The organism is Nonomuraea sp. NPDC049419, assembly GCF_040676995.1.
Classification (GTDB): domain Bacteria; phylum Actinomycetota; class Actinomycetes; order Streptosporangiales; family Streptosporangiaceae; genus Nonomuraea; species Nonomuraea salmonea.
Window position 1 is genome coordinate 89,971 of record NZ_JBFAQB010000018.1, and the last position, 15,822, is coordinate 105,792.

A 15,822-nucleotide genomic window follows, 5' to 3' on the forward strand; every position below is an offset into this window, starting at 1 on the left:
GCCCGCGGAGGTACCCCTGGTGAGCTGCCCGGATGCCCGGATGGTCTTGGATGGGGGCATGCCGGTTCATGAGGAGCAGATGGCGCTGATCAGGGCTGCGGGCGCGGGGGACGAGACGGCGTTCGCGGCACTGGTCGAGCCGTACCGTGCCGGGTTGCACCAGCACTGCTATCGCATGCTGGGGTCGGTGCACGACGCCGATGACGCTGTGCAGGAGTCCCTGCTGCGAGCTTGGAAGGCGATGGCCCGGTTCGACGGGCAGTCGCTGCGCGCGTGGCTGTATCGCATCGCGACGAACCGGTGTCTGACGGCGATCGGTTCGCGCCGGCGGCGCGAACTGCCGACGGACCTGTCGCCGGGTGTGCCGGCCACGGAGGAGACCGCCTGGCTGGAGCCGTACCCGGATGCGCGGCTGGGGCTGGAGTCGCTGGGTCCGGAGGCCCGTGCGGTCGTGCGGGAACACGTCGAGCTGGCCTTCGTCGCCGTGTTGCAGCAGTTTTCGCCCGTGCAACGGGCCGCGCTCGTGCTCCGTGACGTTCTGGGTTTCCCGGCCCGGGAGGTGGCCGAACTGCTCGGCACGAGCGTGCCCGCGGTGAACAGCGCGCTGCAGCGGGCCCGCGAGGTGGTCGCCCGGCGGGCTCCGGCCCGCTCCCAGCAGCGGGAACTGGCGGAGCTCGGTGGCGGGGTGCGGACGCTGGCCGAGCGCTACGTGCGCGCGTGGGAGTCGGCCGACGTCGATGGCATCGTCGCGCTGCTCGCCGATGATGTCCGGCTGGCGATGCCGCCGATGCCGGAACGGTACGAGGGCCGGGCCGCGGTGGCCGCCGTGCTGTCAGGCGGGCCGCTCACCCACCGGTGGCGGATGGTGCCGACGATGGCCAACGGGCAACTGGCATTCGGCGGATACCGGTGGGACGGCGCGCGTGGGGCGTTCGTCGCCGAGGGGCTGGACGTGCTGACGCTCCGGGACGGCCGGATCGTGGCGATCACCGCGTTCCTGCTCGGTGATCTCGACGCGTTCGGGCTGCCGCCGTCGCTTCCCGCCGATCGGCGATGAGTTCGGGGTGATCGCCGAGTTGTAAGGGGGTGAACGTTCTGACGACGCCCCTGGAGGGACGCATGCTGCTGAAGGACAAGATCGCGGTCGTGTACGGAGGTGGAGGCTCGGTCGCTGGCGCGATTGCACGGGCGTTCGCCCGCGAAGGAGCCGTCGTGCACCTGGCCGGTCGCACCATGGCGGCGCTGCAGGCCGTGGCCGAGGACATCACCGCCGGCGGCGGTCAGGCGCATCCCGCCGTGGTGGACGCGCTGGATGAGTCACAGGTCGATGCGCACGCCGCTGCTGTGATCGAGCGGTCCGGCGCCCTGGACATCTCGGTCAACGTGATCGCCGATCAGGACGTGCAGGGCACGCCGATGGTGGAGATGTCGGTGGAGGACTACCTGCGGCCCGTCGAAGTGGCGGTCCGATCGAAATTCCTCACCGCACGGGCCGCGGCGCGCCAGATGATCTAGCAAGGCTCCGGCGTGATCATGACCTTCGGCGGCACGTTCGACTGGCAGGTCACCCGCCGGTTCCACGTCGGCGGTATCGGGACGACGTTCGACGCCGTCGAGGCCATGCGCCGCCAGCTCGCCTGTGAACTGGGCCCATACGGGATCCGCGTGCTCACGTTGCGCACCAGCGGGCTGCCCGAGACCGTCCCGACCGGCTTCGACGGCTACGAGAAGCTGCAGTCGTGGCTGGTGGGGCAGACCCTCACCGGCCGCGCGGCCATGCTGGCGGACGTGGGAAACCTCGCCGTCTTCGGCGCCTCGGACTGGGCGCGTACGGTGACCGGCGCCGCTATCAACATGACCGCCGGGGCGGTGCTCGACTGATGCCCGCGATCATTTCGGCCGACGGGACACCGATCGCCTGTACCAGCGTCGGGACCGGTCCCACGGTGATCTACGTCGGCGGCGCGATCATGCACCGGGCGATCGACGCCTGCGGATCCGGCATGGCCTCCCGGCTGTCCTTTCGGTACACGGTGGTCACCTACGACCGGCGGGGCCGCGGCGAGAGCGGCGACAGCCCGCCGTACGCGGTACGGAGCGAGGTCGAGGACATCATCGCGCTGATCACGCGGTTCGGTGACACCGCGATGGTCTTCGGCGAGTCCTCGGGCGCCGTGCTCGCGCTGGAGGCCGTGCTCGCTGGGGCGCCGATCAGCAGGCTGGCGTTGTATGAGCCGCCGTTCATCGTGGACGGTGCGGCGGCTCCCATGCCGGCCGGGTTCCCCGTTCCTGAAGGCATCTCACTTCAAGCTGCACGACGGGCGGCGGGCCGAGCCGATCCTGGCCGCCTGGGGCCTGCGCCCGCCGCTGCTGATCGTCCGACAGGGCGCACGTTCGGCGAGACCCGCCGCCGCGTCAAGGTCATCGGCCGCTTCCCCAGCGCAACCAGCTGCGTCTCACTCGTGTGGGCCGTCCTCGACCGCGCCGCCCACGGCTGGCGCGGCTTCACCATGACCAGCAGGGGCCTGCGCACCCTGCAAGACCTCGGCCGGGCCCTATTCCACCCGCCCACCCAGCTCCACCCGATCGACGACCCAGCCTTGGCACCCGTCACCGAGGCCGCTTAAGATCCACGGCACCCACCTCGTCGAGCCTTCTCCACCGCTCCGAGGACGCGGCCCCCGGCCCGATCAACGAGTCGGTAGGGCCTCCCCACATAATCAGTCGTTCGGCAGATACCGCAGCACCTCCCGGGACGGAAGGATCGCTGTAGGACAAGGACATGGGACCTCAGGGAGGTGTGATGGCCGATGAGAAGCCGTCCGCTCGGACGCGTGGATTCTGGGACGGCCGGAGATCGAGCGGGATGTACCGGTCTGTGGCAGCCGGGGTCGCCTGGCTGTCGTGCCTGCAGGTGTTTGCGGTGGACTTCGTTGTGCAAGCTGAGTGGGTGGCGCCGTACCCGGTCTCCGAGGGTTACCTCAGCGACTTGGGCAACACCGCGTGTGGACCCACCGCCTGTTCACCCCGGCACGCGCTGATGAACGGATCTTTTCTCGTCCTCGGCCTGCTACTGGTCGCGGGTCTGCTCCTCGCTTCGGGCGCGCGGGGTGGGCGCGCGGGACGGGTGATGGTGGCGCTGGCCGGCCTCGGCTGGATTCTGGTCGGCTTGGCACCAGAGAACGAGAACATGCTGCTCCATCTGATAGGTGCGTTACTGATCTTCGTGTGCGGCAACGTCGGCATGATCGTGTACGGCCTGCGCCTGCGCACGTCGGGCCACCACTTCGTAGGCGTGTGGAGCCTGTTCACCGGAGCGGTCGGGGTGGCGGCGACGGCGCTCTTCCTCAGCGGTCAGTTCCTCGGACTCGGGCTGGGCGGCATGGAACGGCTGGCTGTATATGCGATCGTGGTCTGGGCCGCGGTGCTCGGTGTCACAACTGTGGTAGCCCGTCGGCCGACTGCGACACTCCGGTAGCGGCGCTGGTCCTCACCGCGCCGGATGGGCGCGGTCGGCATCTGACGGCGGCCGGCCATGACCGGCGTCGGCTCCGAGAGGGCATTCTTCGGTCCCCGGGTGGTGAACGCCCAGGGTGCCGTATACGCAGACTTTGTCCACCGGCGTCGGCCCGCCGGTGAAATCGGCGTGCATCCGCCAGATTCCACGTCCTCCCAGACCTGGCCGCGTACAGGACATCACGTTCTCCGTCCACGAAAATGCAGTCGAGACTCCCGGCACGGCGCCCCGTGGTGTGGCTGGGCAGCGTGAACGTCCCGGCAGGTCAAGGGCACGGGTGCGCTGGTAGGTCACGTTGCCGGAAGGAAGCTTCCCCGTTCGCGGTCGTCCGTCGTGACCAGCCTCTGTCCTTTCGCGGAGTGGAGGCGTCAACGGCAGGGGAAAATCTGCCGTTTGGCGGATAGGTCCGGCGTTGGGCAGGTTCGAGGCTTGAGTCATGAAGAATTTCATGGCGCGATGGCCCCATTGGGCGGGGTACGCTGCGGCCGGTTGGTCGCTCGGTTACGGGGCGCTCGGGTTGTTCTGGGCGCTTGGGGGCGGAGGTTTTCCCTTCGGCAGAAGCGATCCCGACTGGGAGCCTGGCCTGTCAGTGCTCGGGGAGGCGACCCGGGAGGCGGCGGCGCCGCTGATCGCGGTGCTTGGCGTGCTGGGGGCGGTCGCCGGGCTGGCCATCGCGAGAGGGGTACGGCGGGCGCGGGCCGCGCTGCTCGGGTTCGCCTGGCTGGCGGCGATCACGCTGACCGTGGTGGTCACTGACAATCGGGTTCTGATGCTGGTGGCATATACGCCGCTGCTGGCCGTGTTCGCCTTCACCGGGGTGCCGGGCGGCCAGCCGATGTCGGAGCTGGTGCCGTGGTCACGGATCAACCTGTTCATCGTCCTGGTGGGCGGGCTGCTGTGGGCGCTGGCAGCCCTGGCGTACCAGCGGCGCACGGCGAGCGCATGCGTCCGATGCGGGCGGGGCGAGCATGGTCCGGCGCGCTGGGCCACGCCCGAGGCAGCCCGGCGCTGGGGGACATGGGCGGTGGCGGTGGCCGCCTCCATCCCCGCGCTGTACGACGCCAGCCGCTTCGCTTGGGCCGCGGGCATCCCCGTGGGGGTCACCGAAGAGTTCTGGCGGTGGCTGGATGAGTCGGGGCTGCGTTGGGGCGGACTGTTCCTCAGTGTGATGGGCCTGGGAGGTGCGATCCTCACGCTCGGGCTCATCCAACGCTGGGGTGAGGTCTACCCGCGGTGGATTTGGTTCAAGGCGGGCAAGCCGGTGCCGCCGATGCTGGCTGTCGTGCCGGCGTCGATCGTGTCCGTGATCGTGTTTTCGGGCGGGCTCTCCTTCTGGCGGCTGCACACCGTGCACGGAGTGCTCGATGACTGGGACATGTGGGCGATCTGGGCGCCGTCGCTGGTGTGGCCGCTGTGGGGGGCCGCGCTGGCCGCCGCCACCCTGGCGTACTATGTCCGCCGCCGCGGTACCTGCCATGCGTGTGGGCGCGGGGGCACCTGGAGGTAGAGCCTGAAGTCGGACGTGGTTAGGCTCTCGATCGTGCAGCCAGAACGTCTATCGGAGGACCGGTACGGGCACGGGTCGCGACGTCGATCCCGCGCCACCGTACCGCGTCCGCTCCGCGTTGCCTGGGTTGCAGGGGCCGCCGGGGCAGCCTCGCTGATCGGCACGCTGGCGCATCCTCTGACCGGAATGGTCGACCACAACGCCCTGTGGTTGGCGACCGAGGTATCGGCACTGCTAGGTCTGACCGCCGTCACCATCCGGCGCTCCCCCAGACGGCAGGCGACCCTTTCAGCGGGGTTGAGCGGCGCGGCGGTAACACTCATCCTGCTGCGCGCCGTGTGGCAAGGGCCGCCGGAACTGGTGTTCGGTGCGTGCGCGGGATGGGCGCTCGGCGCCATGGCGGCTGTGGGACTCGGGCTCTACCTGCGCAGGCTGGACGACAATCGGCGGCGCTCGGTGGAAGAGGCTACCCGGGCACAGCGGCTGGGGCTCGCCCGAGACCTGCACGACTTCGTCGCCCACGACGTCAACGGCATGCTGGTGCAGGCGCAGGCCGCCCAGGCGGTCGCGGGCGCCCTGCCGGCCCCGGTCGCCGACGCGTTGCGACGTATTGAGGACGCCGGGCAGCGCGCGCTGGCCTCACTTGACCGTGCCGTGCACGCGCTGAACGAGCCCGGGCCGGGGATCGAGGGGCTGGAACGACTGGCCGACGCGTTCTCGCCCGACGTACGGGTGAAGCTGACCATCGAGCCCGGCATGAAGCCAAGGCAGGAAGCCTCGTCGCTGGCCTACCGTGTGGCGACCGAGGCGCTGAACAACGTGCGGCGGCACGCGCCGCGCGCCACTACCGTGGAGGTGGAGATCTGTACAGAAGGGGATGTCCTGCGCGTGCGGGTGGAGGACGACGGCGGCGGTAGCTCGCAGAGCCCCAGGATCGGCGGGTCCGGGCTCGCGGGTCTGGCCCACTTGCTGGCGGCATGCGGTGGAACCCTGGCGGCGGGCCCGCACAGGCGTGGCTGGCAGGTCACCGCGACGATCCCCGCATGGCGGCTCGTGCGCGGCTCTGGCGCATCATGACACCTCAGGAGGACGAACGTGACGGGCACTTGATGACTACGCGGATCCTCATCGCCGACGATCAGGAGGACGTGCGGATCGGGTTCCGGCTGATCCTGGACGCACAACCGGACATGACCGTGGTTGGCGCGGCCGCCGACGGTGCGCGGGCGGTCGAGTTGGCCCGCCTCCTGCGCCCCGATGTGCTCCTCGCCGATGTGCGCATGCCGGGCTTGGACGGGCTGGAGGTCACCAGGCAGCTCGCCTCCGAGACTCGGGTGATCATCGTCACCACCTTCGACCTGGACGAGTACGTCCACACCGCGCTGCGCGAGGGCGCCTGCGGCTTCCTGCTCAAACGCTCAGGCCCCACCCTGCTGGTGGAGGCGGTCCGCGCGGCGATGGCGGGCGACACCTTGATCAGCCCTCAAGTGACGGTGCGGCTGTTGCGCAGCCTGACTCACCGGCCCTCGACCCCGCTGGAGGATCCGCTCACTGCGCGGGAGTTGGAGATCGCCCGCCTGGTGGCGCTGGGACACACCAACGCCCGCATCGCTGCTGACCTCACGATCAGTTCAGGCACTGTCAAAACGCACATCGCGCACATCCAGCGCAAGGTGGGCGCCGCCAACCGGGTAGGGATCGCTGCCTGGGCCTGGAGCAGCGGCCTGATGACCTGACCGCTGAACCGGTCAGCCCCGCGATGAGCTAGGTGAACCCGCCGATCCGCGAAGGTCTCCGGCGGAAACCGCCTCCGCCGATGCTCGCCCAAGAACGCGGACACGCTCCCGGCCGGGGCGGCTCCGGCCACGGCCGGAGCCGCCCCGGGCCGCCCTGGCGCGGCGCCCGTGGCGGAGCCGGTCGTCAGCGTGACCGTCAGGCAGGGGGCTCAGGAACTTGAGGCGATGGTGAGGCCTTGCCAGCCAACGCCGACAATGAGGCCGCCGGTGAAGGGCAGACCACCGGGGTTGCTACCGCTGTTGTTGGGGTAATACCGCATCTGCCCGTCGGGGTCGACACCGAGGACATCGGCAGATCCGTCCCCACTGACGTCGGCCGCGATCAGCGTCGCGAAACCGCCCCAGCCCTGTCCGATGTCCAGGCTGTAACCGTAGGGACGATCAGGGGAGACACCGATGTTGTTGGGGAACAGGAACATGTGCCCATTGGGTTCGACTCCCAGGACATCGGCATAACTGTCGCCGGTGATATCGCCCAAAAGCACCTTGGTGAAGCGATCCCATCCTTCGCCGATCTTCTTGCCGCCTATGAACGGCACACCGCCGGGGTTGCTGCCCCGGTTGTTCGGGTAGTACCAGAGATCGTTTTCTGCGCTGATGCCCAGGATGTCGGCGGATCCGTCACCACTGACGTCAGCCGCCAGCAGCTTTTTGAAGCCTTGCCAGCCATGGCCGATCTCCCGACCGCCGGTGTACGGCACTCCACCGGGATTGATCAGGATGTTGTTGTCGTACTGATACATCTTGCCTTCGGCATTCACCGCGATCGCCTCGGCGAAGCCATCACCCGTCACGTCAGCCGCCAGCACATGCTTGAAGCCGCCCCAGCCCTGACCGATCGACCGCCCACCGCTATAGGGCACCCCGCCCGGATTGATCAGGATGTTGTTGTCGTACTGCAGCAGTTCTCCATTGGCCCGATAAGCCAGCAGATCAGCGAACCCATCGCCGGTCACATCACTCACCGAACGATCACGAGGAAGGCGTGCGGTCCACCAAGACGTCTGCTTCCGCGCGCCGGGCCAACCGAAACTGAAATGGATGTGGTCAGTATGGGGACTGGCGCCGGTATAGGATTTCCAGGCGCCTGCTTGCCATATCCTCCGGTTCCAGATGATGTACATGATTCCGAACCGTCTGGCCATGGCATTGACATTGCCGTGCCTATCGGTCGCCAGCAGCCAGTTGAGGAGATCGTTTGCCGCGGCCGCCTGGTCCGGAATGTCAACGTTGAAGTGGTAGTCAAGCGCCCTGCCTTCTTTGTGTTCGCTGGTGCCGCCTACGTCGCAGGAACGGACGATGGAAGAGGTATGCGTGCCATACGTCCCGTTCAGCAGGTCGCGGAACTCCACCACACCGGGCTTGGCGACGGGGTCGCAGGTGGTCTGAGATTGAGCAGGTGCGTAGCCCTCGATCGCCGGGCCGAAGTTCGGGGTCGGCGGCGCAGCCAAGGCCGGTAAGGCTGCGACCAGATGGGTAGCGGCAATGGATATGAGGACCAGGAAGACTGCTAATATGCGGGGAATGACAGTGGATGGTAAGTGTCGATTGTTGCGCATGTGACAGTTCCTCTCGGTTCTTGTTGATTCTCGCCGAGGGTTCGACTCGACGCAAAGCATCGCTCGACGCCACTGGGATGTGGCTCAGAATGGCTTATGTCGGCAGTTCGAAGGCCGCAATGGCCCTAGCGTGGGCTGAAGCACGAAGGGCCACATCGCACGCCCACATCTGTGCGGGTATCCGCGCTATTGAGGGCAGTGAAAACTGGCCGGTGTGACCCATAGGGTGTCGGCCAGAGCCTTGCTTGCGTCCAGTGAAGCAACCGCTCATCAGCATGGTGAATGCGGCGAACGTCAATCTTCACTACATACGTGACCATCCCTTCGGTGACCAGAGGTGCCAGGTGCCGGCAGTAGAGGTCCCGGATCTTGGGGTTCGCCGGCTTACGGTTGCGTCCACGGGATTGGTGTACGAGTTTGGCGTGGTCAGCGGGTGTTGGCGTCGTGAAAGGAGAACGGTCATCGCGTGACGCTTCTATGTTGTGTCTAGCGGCCTGTGTGTCTGGTGGCGGGTGTCCGAGGACGCGGTGAATGTCGAGCACGGGGACTTTCAATGCTGCTTTTTTCGTGGCCCCGCTCAAGTGGGTGGTGGCGTTTCCGCCATAACCTTCCATGGACCTCTGTCGTCCTGCTGTCGTGGCGCTGACGCGAAACGTGGGGCGGCAGTAAGATTCCTGCCGTCCGTCTGCCCTGAGATGTTGCCGCCGAGCTGACCGATGGTTGCTGTTCTTGCGTTAGCGTGGCGCTATGCGTTTCGGGATCTTGGGGCCGCTGGAGCTGCGAGCTGCTGACGGCACCTTGGTTGAGGTACGTGAGCCGAAGGCCCGGGTGCTGCTCGTCGCGCTGCTCCTCAGCGAGGGTCGGCCGGTGTCGACCGACAGCCTGATCGAGGTCCTGTGGGGAGATGATCTACCCGCCAACCCTTCGGCGGCCTTGCACACGAAGGTCTCCCGGTTGCGCCGCGTGCTGGAGGACGCCGAGCCGGAGAGCGGTCGGCTGGTGGAGACCCGGGCGCCCGGGTACGCTTTGCGCGTCGACGTGGACGCGGTGGACATGGGCCGGTTCGCCGTCCTGGTGGCCCAAGCTGCGACGATCACGGACGCGGCGGCGCGATCCGCCGTGTTGACCGAGGCCCTAGCGCTGTGGCGCGGCCCAGCGTTCGCCGAGTTCCGTGACGTCGGGTTCGTCCGTTCGCCGATCCAGCGGCTGGAGGAGTTGCGGCTGGCCGCGTTAGAAGCCCGTGCGGATGCACGGCTCGAAGCCGGTGCGCAGGCCGACGACCTCGCTCTCTTGGCAGGTGAGCTCGGTGACTTGGTGGCTCGGCATCCACTGCGAGAACGCCTGCGGGCCCTGCACCTGCGCGCGCTCGCACGGGTCGGCAGGCAGCATGAGGCGCTGGAGGCATACCACGACCTACGCCGTCGGCTGGCCGACGAGCTTGGCGTGGACCCTGGGCCCGAGCTCGCGGCCGCCTACCAGGAGATCTTGCGGCCGGAACCGGTGCCGGCCGTGTCGGGGCCTCGGACCAGCATTCCCGTTCCGATCACCGGGCTGATCGGGCGGGCCGGCGCGCTGACCGAGGTGGTGTCGCGACTCCAGTCCGCTCGACTGGTCACGCTCACGGGCCCGGGCGGCGTCGGCAAGACCCGCCTGGCGCTGGAGGTGGTGAACCAACTGGCCGGCACATTCACGGACGGTGTCTGCCTGGTTGAGCTCGCGACGCGCTCCGGCGACGTGGCCGAGGCCGCGCTGGCCGCACTCGGCGTTCGGGACGATGCGAAGGCTGGCCTGATCAGCCCCCCGCAACGGCTCGCCAACGCGCTGCGCAGCCGTCGCCTGCTGCTGGTCCTGGACAACTGCGAGCATGTGATCGGACCGGTGGCCGAAATGGTGGCGCTGCTGCTCAAGACCGATTCCGAGCTGCGGATCCTGACGACCAGCCGGCGGTCGCTGGGGCTCCCCGGGGAGGTGCTGTGGCAGGTGCCGCCGCTGGACGAGGACAGTGCCGTGGAACTCTTCGTCGAGCGGGCGGCCGCAGCGGTTTCCGGGTTCGCTCTCGACGCCGACGTCTCCGATACCGTCGCAGAAGTCTGCCGTCGGCTCGACGGGCTGCCTCTGGCCCTCGAACTGGCTGCGACGCGCCTTCGGACGCTCGATGTAGGGGAGCTGGCCCGCCGTCTGGACGACCGCTTCGCATTGCTGAGCACCGGTCACCGGGGTGCCCCGCCCCAGCAACGCACGCTTCGAGTGATGATCGACTGGAGCTGGGGACAGCTGACCGATCCCGAACGCGCCGTACTACGACGGCTCGCCGTGCATGCGGACGGCTGCACACTGGAGGCCGCTGAGGCGGTCTGCGCGGGAGACAGTGTCGATACCGGGCAGGTGCTGGAGGCGCTCGCCGGCCTGGTGGACGCCTCGCTGGTCATGAGCCTGCCACGGTACCGGCTGCTGGAATCTGTGGCCGTTTACGGCCTCGATCGTCTGACCGAGGCGGGGGAGGGGGCGGCTGTCCGGCAGAGACATCTGCGCTACTACACCGCGTTCGCCGAACGGGCCGAACCGTACCTGCGTGGCCATGACCAGCGGGTCTGGCTGGAACGCCTGGATGGCGAGGTCGCCAATCTGCGGGCGGCGCTGGACTTCGCCATCGATGCCGGCGCCACCGAGCACGCGCTTCGGCTGGTCAACGCGCAGGCGTGGTATTGGTTTTTGCGCGGCAGGTACACCGAGGCCAGGTTGTCGCTGGGCAAGGCGCTGGCCATCGCAGGCGAAGGACCGACTGTTCCCCGGGCCAGGGCGGTGGTCTGGCACTCCAGCTTCGCGGCGTTGACCGGTGTCGGCGTCCGGGCGGCACCTGTGGCACAGGAGATCTCCGACGATCCGGCGGTACGAGCGCTGGCGGTCTGGTTGCGCGGGTTCGTGCAATACTCACCCGGCGGTGATCTGTCGGACAGCGAGGATGCCATGAGGCAGGCGCTGAAAGAATTCCGCTCTCTCGGCGACCGCTGGGGGGTCGCCGCGACGCTGGCGATCCGGGCCGGCCAGGCGATGCTACGAGGGGATCTGGTCGAAGCCGGCGATTTCGGTGGCGAGAGCCTCGAGCTCTTCCGCGAGCTAGGTGACCGATGGGGACAACTGCAGACCGTCCAGCCGCTCGCATCGCTGGCCGAAATCAAGGGTGACTATGAATGCGCCGAGCGGCTGCACGGCGACGGACTACGCCTGGCGGAGGAGCTGGGCCTGTGGCCCAGCGTCGCCGATCGCCTGATCGGTCTGGGCCATATCGCCTCGCTCACCGGGGATCACACACGCTCCAAAGAGTTCCATGAGCGTGCCCGTCGCCTCGCCGCCGAGCAAGGCTACGTGTACGGAGAACTGCATGCCGAACTCGGACTGGCGATGGCGGAACGCCGCGAGGGCAACTTCGAGCTCGCCGAGCTGCTGCTGCGGAGCGTGCAGGGTCGGTACGTCAAGCTGTCGTCCGCGTCCGGTTCGGCACTGATCTCGGCCGAGCTCGGCTTCACGGCCGAGCAACGCGGCAACGCCGCGGCCGCCTTGGCTCTGCACCGAGACAGCCTGGCCGTCGCACGCCGCAACGGCGATCTACGCGCGGTCGCTTTGGCGGTCGAAGGGCTTGCAGGAGCGGCTGCTCTCGACGGGCGGCATGAGCAGGCGGCCGCACTGCTCGGTGCGGCCGCCGCGTGCCGAGACTTGGTGGGCGCTCCGCTACCACGCGCCGAACGCGGCGACGTCGATCGGATCACCGCCAAGGTCCGAGCCGCCCTCGGCGAACAGACATTCGCCACCGAGTTCGCCCGAGGGATCATTCTCGATCCCTCCCAGATCTGATTTCGCCGCCATCCGCGAGGAATTCGACAAGGCGCGGTGGATGAGCAGGAACCTTTCTGCGCGATCACAAGTGTGAGTGACCTGGAGCCCGAGCAGATCGCCACGCTGTGTCCTGTGCCGCTCCGGCAGCCAGTCCGGGTAGTACGAGCTGGTCCGCAGCCGTCCCGCCGCGGGTGTCCCACTCGCGCCGCCGGTTGCCGTTACGCGAGTTGACGCGCTGCTCGGACACATCGCCACCACCGCGCTTGGCCGCACCCTGCTGTCGCCTGGGCACGCCCGCCGACGGCCACGGCGGAGCTCGGCGCCGGTACCGCGGAGCGATCGCCGCCCCGAAACGACCCCCTCGCGATATTTCCGACCCGGTAGTGCTTGCAAGTGTTCTTTCTGGTGTCATCGTGACAGCGACAGCGGTGCGACAGGTCGCCGAAAGGATGTCTCGTTAGCCTCACCAGGACAGCACTACGGAGGAGCCGTCCTTGCGCCTGATGAGAAGCACCCTGCGGGTCGATGGCGTTGATAGCCGTGGTCGCCGGGAGCTTAGCCGCCTCCAGCCCTGCCAACGCCGTCCAGAGATGGCACGTCCTGGAAAACATCTACTGGCCGAACGAGTGCCTCGATGTGAACCCGCACACGTGGTTCGACAACCCGGGATACGTTTCGCTCTACCCCTGCCACGAGGACATCCAGCAGAGGTGGTACACGGCAGCGCCGGTAGGGGAGATACGCACTATCGGTCCCCCGTACGGGCCGGCCAACAAATGTTTGGACGCCTGGCCAGATCCTACCTATCCCCATGGCTTCCGAGTGTCCACGTGGGACTGCAATGGTGGAGCACAGCAGCAGTGGAGCTGGCAGACCGTCGATCTGCCCAGCAGATCCATTTTGATCAACGTCAAGTTCAACTTGTGCCTCGACACGACGACGGACAGCGGATCGCTCGGTCTCTATAGCTGCCATGCAAACCATAACCAGCAGTGGAGGCAAAGAAGATCCGGCACTTAGGGCTCCCACACAACTGCTCGATCGAGCCTCCGGGACCGTTGGCGAACACGCTGACCGGGCGCATACTGACCACGACCTCGCCGGGTGGGTGAACGTTGTGGGCGACTTCGATCCAACCCCCGGCGAGGCCGCTGCCAACGCCCGCCCACGCCCGCGACCTCACGCCCCGTTCCGCGCAGGACTTCTGAAATCCCGCTTAGCGCAGTTTGACGGCGCGGATCGCCAGAAGGGTGACGGCGGCGAGCGCCGCCGCGAGGGCGAGGGCCGGGAGCAGGAGGGGGGCCGCGTCGGCGAGCGTGACCCCGCCCGAGCCGGCGACCGCGTTCGAGCCGAGGTTGATGGTGCGGGTGTTGATGCCCTGCGGCAGCACGTGGCTCAGCGGGCGGAGCGGGACCGACGTGACGGTCGCCACCCCGGCGACGCAGCCGAACAGGCAGATCGCCACCGGCGCGGCGAAGGACCGCAGCAGCATCGACAGCAGCGACTGGAACGCGATCAGCGGGAGCGCGGCGATGACGGTGAGCGCTCCCGCCAGGACGACGTCCGCGGGCATCGCCCCGTCGAGGCCCACGACCACGGTGCCGGAGACGAAGACGCCGGCCACGAGCACGACCTGCATGAACGCGACCGGCACCGCGATCACTGCGATCTTGGCCAGGACGAGCTCCAGCGGCCGGCGGGTGGTGGTGAGCAGCAGGTTCCCGTTCGTGCCGCGGTGTTCCATGCGCCAGACGGTGGCGGCCAGCACGCCGACGCCCATGGAGAAGAACAGCAGGCCGTAGAACAGGGTGATCTGGGACGCGAGGGTCGTCCAGTCCCGCTGGAACATCTCCTGATTGTTCATGAAGTTGGCGGTGCCGGTGGTCACGGCCAGCAGCGGCAGGATGAGCGCGATGAGCCAGGCGCTCGACCGCTTGAGTTTGAGCAGTTCCGCACGGAACACGGGGGTCACCTTTCGACGCGGTCGAGGCCGCGCGTGGCCAGGGCGAAGACGAGGGCGGCGAGGAGCAAAAAGGCGGCGATCCAGGCGTACGGGGGAGAGGCGTAGACGACGTCCCCGCCGCGCTGGGTGGCGTACGAGATGACCGCGTAGTAGCCCCACGGGACGAGCCGGGCGAACAAGCCGGGCGCCAGCAGGCAGAACACCGCGAGGAACGCGCCGAGCAGGCCCACGCCGACGCTGACGAGCTGGTTCTCCACGACGGCGGCCAGCCAGACGTGCAGCGCCACGAACGCGACGTCCATGAGGAACAGCAGGGCCGTGTACCCGAGCCACGGGCCCGCGTCGAGCGGCACCCGGATGCCCGCGACCAGCCCCACCCCGATCACCAGCAGGGACTGCGCGGCGACGGCCGGGAGCAGCACGAGCGCGAGCGCGGCGAGCTTGGCCCGGCACAACGCGCCGGGGGAGCGGCCGGCGGTGGCGGCCAGCGTCCATCCCACTCCCGCGTGCTCGATGTCGGTCAGCCGGCTGGCGAGCACCGCGGTCAGGAGCGGCGAGGTCATCGCCGCCATGAACGTGTAGCTGAGCAGGAGAGACGCCCACGGCATGGCCGCGGGGTCGTCGAACGAGGCGCGGGCGGTGCCGGAGAACTGCGACGCGCTCGACAGCGCGACGACGGCGACCACGAGCACGATCAGGATCGGCGTCGTACGCAGCCGGCGCATCTTGCGGAGCTCCAGGCGGATCACAGCAGGCCCTCCCGCCCGGTGAGGTCCATGAACACGTCCTCCAGGCTCTGGGCGACGCGTCTGACCTCGTGGATGCGTACGCCGGCGGTGGCCAGGCGGCGGACGATCTCCGCCGTACAATCCTTGTCGACCCCGCTCAGCTTGATGCCCCCGTTGATGAGCGTGCCGGTCACCCCTTCCGCCAGCGCGGCCCGCGCGTCCGGGGTCTCGATGACCAGGTCGGGTACGGAGTGCTCGAAGAGCCGGTCACGGGTGCCTTGGAAGATCATCCGGCCCTGGCTCAGGATGCCGAGCACCGAGGCCATCTTGTCGATCTCGTCGAGCAGGTGGCTGGAGACCATGACCGTGATGCCTTCGCCGGCGAGGCGGACCAGCAGCGTCCTGATCTCCTCGATGCCGGCCGGGTCGAGCCCGTTGGTGGGCTCGTCCAGGATCAGCAGGGCCGGGTCGCGGGCCAGCGCCATCGCGATGCCGAGGCGCTGCTTCATCCCGAGGGAGTACGTACGCACGAGCTTGTGCTGGTGCTGGGTCAGCCGCACGACGGCCAAGGCGTGGTCGATCTGCGCGGTGGACAGGCCCAGCATGTTCTGGACGATGCGCATGTTCTCCCGCCCGGTCAGGTGGCCGTAGCCGGGCGGCGCCTCGATCATCGAGCCGATCGACGGCAGCAGGTGCGTACGGGAGGCCCGGGTCAGCGGCCGGTCGAACAGGCGGATGTCGCCGCTGGTCGGCTGGGTGAGGCCGAGCAGCATCTTCATGGTGGTGGACTTGCCGGAGCCGTTCGGGCCCAGGAAGCCGTACACCACGCTCTGCGGGACGCGGAGATTGAGGCCGTCCACCGCCATATGGTGGCTGAATCTCTTCGTCAGGTTCTCGGTGTGGATGACAGTGTTCACG

At 68.3% G+C, this 15,822-nt stretch carries 14 protein-coding genes; 10 read left to right on the forward strand and 4 right to left on the reverse strand.

Annotated elements, in window-relative coordinates:
* Positions 1–79: 79 nt before the first annotated feature.
* The 8 genes from AB0K12_RS37145 to AB0K12_RS37180 all read left to right on the forward strand — a co-directional run bounded on the left by AB0K12_RS37145 (position 80) and on the right by AB0K12_RS37180 (position 6,760).
* Positions 80–1,057 carry a sigma-70 family RNA polymerase sigma factor gene (locus tag AB0K12_RS37145; protein WP_364571872.1) on the forward strand — a complete coding sequence of 326 codons (978 nt, stop codon included), beginning with the start codon at positions 80–82 and terminating at the stop codon, positions 1,055–1,057.
* A gap of 62 nt (positions 1,058–1,119) precedes the next feature.
* Positions 1,120–1,515 (forward strand): SDR family oxidoreductase, encoded by a 396-nt coding sequence (locus AB0K12_RS37150; protein WP_364571874.1) that lies wholly within the window; start codon positions 1,120–1,122, stop codon positions 1,513–1,515.
* Positions 1,516–1,533: 18 nt separating this feature from the next.
* Entirely contained in the window at positions 1,534–1,881 is a 348-nt protein-coding gene (locus tag AB0K12_RS37155; RefSeq protein ID WP_364572104.1) for an SDR family oxidoreductase, read from the forward strand.
* Positions 1,881–2,627 carry an alpha/beta fold hydrolase gene (locus tag AB0K12_RS37160; RefSeq protein ID WP_364571876.1) on the forward strand — a complete coding sequence of 249 codons (747 nt, stop codon included), beginning with the start codon at positions 1,881–1,883 and terminating at the stop codon, positions 2,625–2,627. Before AB0K12_RS37155 ends, AB0K12_RS37160 begins: the two co-directional genes overlap by 1 nt.
* A gap of 176 nt (positions 2,628–2,803) precedes the next feature.
* Positions 2,804–3,478: a DUF998 domain-containing protein gene (locus AB0K12_RS37165; protein ID WP_364571878.1), complete on the forward strand. Its 675-nt coding sequence runs from the start codon at positions 2,804–2,806 to the stop codon at positions 3,476–3,478.
* A 475-nt stretch (positions 3,479–3,953) separates the two neighbouring features.
* The gene (locus AB0K12_RS37170) at positions 3,954–5,024 is read left to right on the forward strand and encodes a hypothetical protein (RefSeq protein ID WP_364571880.1); all 1,071 of its coding nucleotides are present in this window, start codon (positions 3,954–3,956) and stop codon (positions 5,022–5,024) included.
* 186 nt (positions 5,025–5,210) lie between these two features.
* Entirely contained in the window at positions 5,211–6,101 is an 891-nt protein-coding gene (locus AB0K12_RS37175; protein WP_364571882.1) for a histidine kinase, read from the forward strand.
* A 32-nt stretch (positions 6,102–6,133) separates the two neighbouring features.
* A complete protein-coding gene (locus AB0K12_RS37180) occupies positions 6,134–6,760 on the forward strand; it encodes a response regulator transcription factor (RefSeq protein ID WP_364572106.1) in 627 nt (208 codons plus the stop codon).
* A gap of 209 nt (positions 6,761–6,969) precedes the next feature.
* Here AB0K12_RS37180 and AB0K12_RS37185 read toward each other — a convergent pair whose 3' ends face one another.
* On the reverse strand, positions 6,970–8,379 hold the full coding sequence (locus AB0K12_RS37185; RefSeq protein WP_364571884.1) for a tachylectin-related carbohydrate-binding protein: 1,410 nt from the start codon (positions 8,377–8,379) through the stop codon (positions 6,970–6,972).
* A 747-nt stretch (positions 8,380–9,126) separates the two neighbouring features.
* Between AB0K12_RS37185 and AB0K12_RS37190 the strand changes: the two genes are divergently transcribed.
* On the forward strand, positions 9,127–12,231 hold the full coding sequence (locus tag AB0K12_RS37190) for a BTAD domain-containing putative transcriptional regulator (protein ID WP_364571886.1): 3,105 nt from the start codon (positions 9,127–9,129) through the stop codon (positions 12,229–12,231).
* 507 nt (positions 12,232–12,738) lie between these two features.
* Entirely contained in the window at positions 12,739–13,233 is a 495-nt protein-coding gene (locus tag AB0K12_RS37195) for an RICIN domain-containing protein (RefSeq protein ID WP_364571888.1), read from the forward strand.
* A 196-nt stretch (positions 13,234–13,429) separates the two neighbouring features.
* Here AB0K12_RS37195 and AB0K12_RS37200 read toward each other — a convergent pair whose 3' ends face one another.
* Genes AB0K12_RS37200 through AB0K12_RS37210 form a run of 3 tightly spaced genes read right to left on the reverse strand, consistent with a single transcriptional unit; the run spans position 13,430 to position 15,821 of the window.
* Entirely contained in the window at positions 13,430–14,176 is a 747-nt protein-coding gene (locus AB0K12_RS37200; RefSeq protein ID WP_364571890.1) for an ABC transporter permease, read from the reverse strand.
* Positions 14,177–14,181: 5 nt separating this feature from the next.
* Positions 14,182–14,925, reverse strand: coding sequence for an ABC transporter permease (locus tag AB0K12_RS37205; protein WP_364571892.1), 744 nt, complete (start codon positions 14,923–14,925; stop codon positions 14,182–14,184).
* Positions 14,922–15,821, reverse strand: coding sequence for an ABC transporter ATP-binding protein (locus AB0K12_RS37210; RefSeq protein WP_364571894.1), 900 nt, complete (start codon positions 15,819–15,821; stop codon positions 14,922–14,924). The genes AB0K12_RS37205 and AB0K12_RS37210 overlap by 4 nt, the downstream gene beginning before the upstream one ends.
* Position 15,822: the final 1 nt, after the last annotated feature.

What these genes read in the sequence shown, in the direction of transcription:
- AB0K12_RS37155 (WP_364572104.1), top strand. Translation starts at nt 1,534, where the DNA reads ATGACCTTCGGCGGCACGTTCGACTGGCAGGTCACCCGCCGGTTCCAC.
- AB0K12_RS37160 (WP_364571876.1), top strand. Translation starts at nt 1,881, where the DNA reads ATGCCCGCGATCATTTCGGCCGACGGGACACCGATCGCCTGTACCAGC.
- AB0K12_RS37180 (WP_364572106.1), top strand. Translation starts at nt 6,134, where the DNA reads ATGACTACGCGGATCCTCATCGCCGACGATCAGGAGGACGTGCGGATC.
- AB0K12_RS37170 (WP_364571880.1), top strand. Translation starts at nt 3,954, where the DNA reads ATGAAGAATTTCATGGCGCGATGGCCCCATTGGGCGGGGTACGCTGCG.
- AB0K12_RS37195 (WP_364571888.1), top strand. Translation starts at nt 12,739, where the DNA reads ATGGCGTTGATAGCCGTGGTCGCCGGGAGCTTAGCCGCCTCCAGCCCT.
- AB0K12_RS37185 (WP_364571884.1), bottom strand. Translation starts at nt 8,379, where the DNA reads ATGCGCAACAATCGACACTTACCATCCACTGTCATTCCCCGCATATTA.
- AB0K12_RS37175 (WP_364571882.1), top strand. Translation starts at nt 5,211, where the DNA reads ATGGTCGACCACAACGCCCTGTGGTTGGCGACCGAGGTATCGGCACTG.
- AB0K12_RS37165 (WP_364571878.1), top strand. Translation starts at nt 2,804, where the DNA reads ATGGCCGATGAGAAGCCGTCCGCTCGGACGCGTGGATTCTGGGACGGC.
- AB0K12_RS37150 (WP_364571874.1), top strand. Translation starts at nt 1,120, where the DNA reads ATGCTGCTGAAGGACAAGATCGCGGTCGTGTACGGAGGTGGAGGCTCG.
- AB0K12_RS37190 (WP_364571886.1), top strand. Translation starts at nt 9,127, where the DNA reads ATGCGTTTCGGGATCTTGGGGCCGCTGGAGCTGCGAGCTGCTGACGGC.
- AB0K12_RS37145 (WP_364571872.1), top strand. Translation starts at nt 80, where the DNA reads ATGGCGCTGATCAGGGCTGCGGGCGCGGGGGACGAGACGGCGTTCGCG.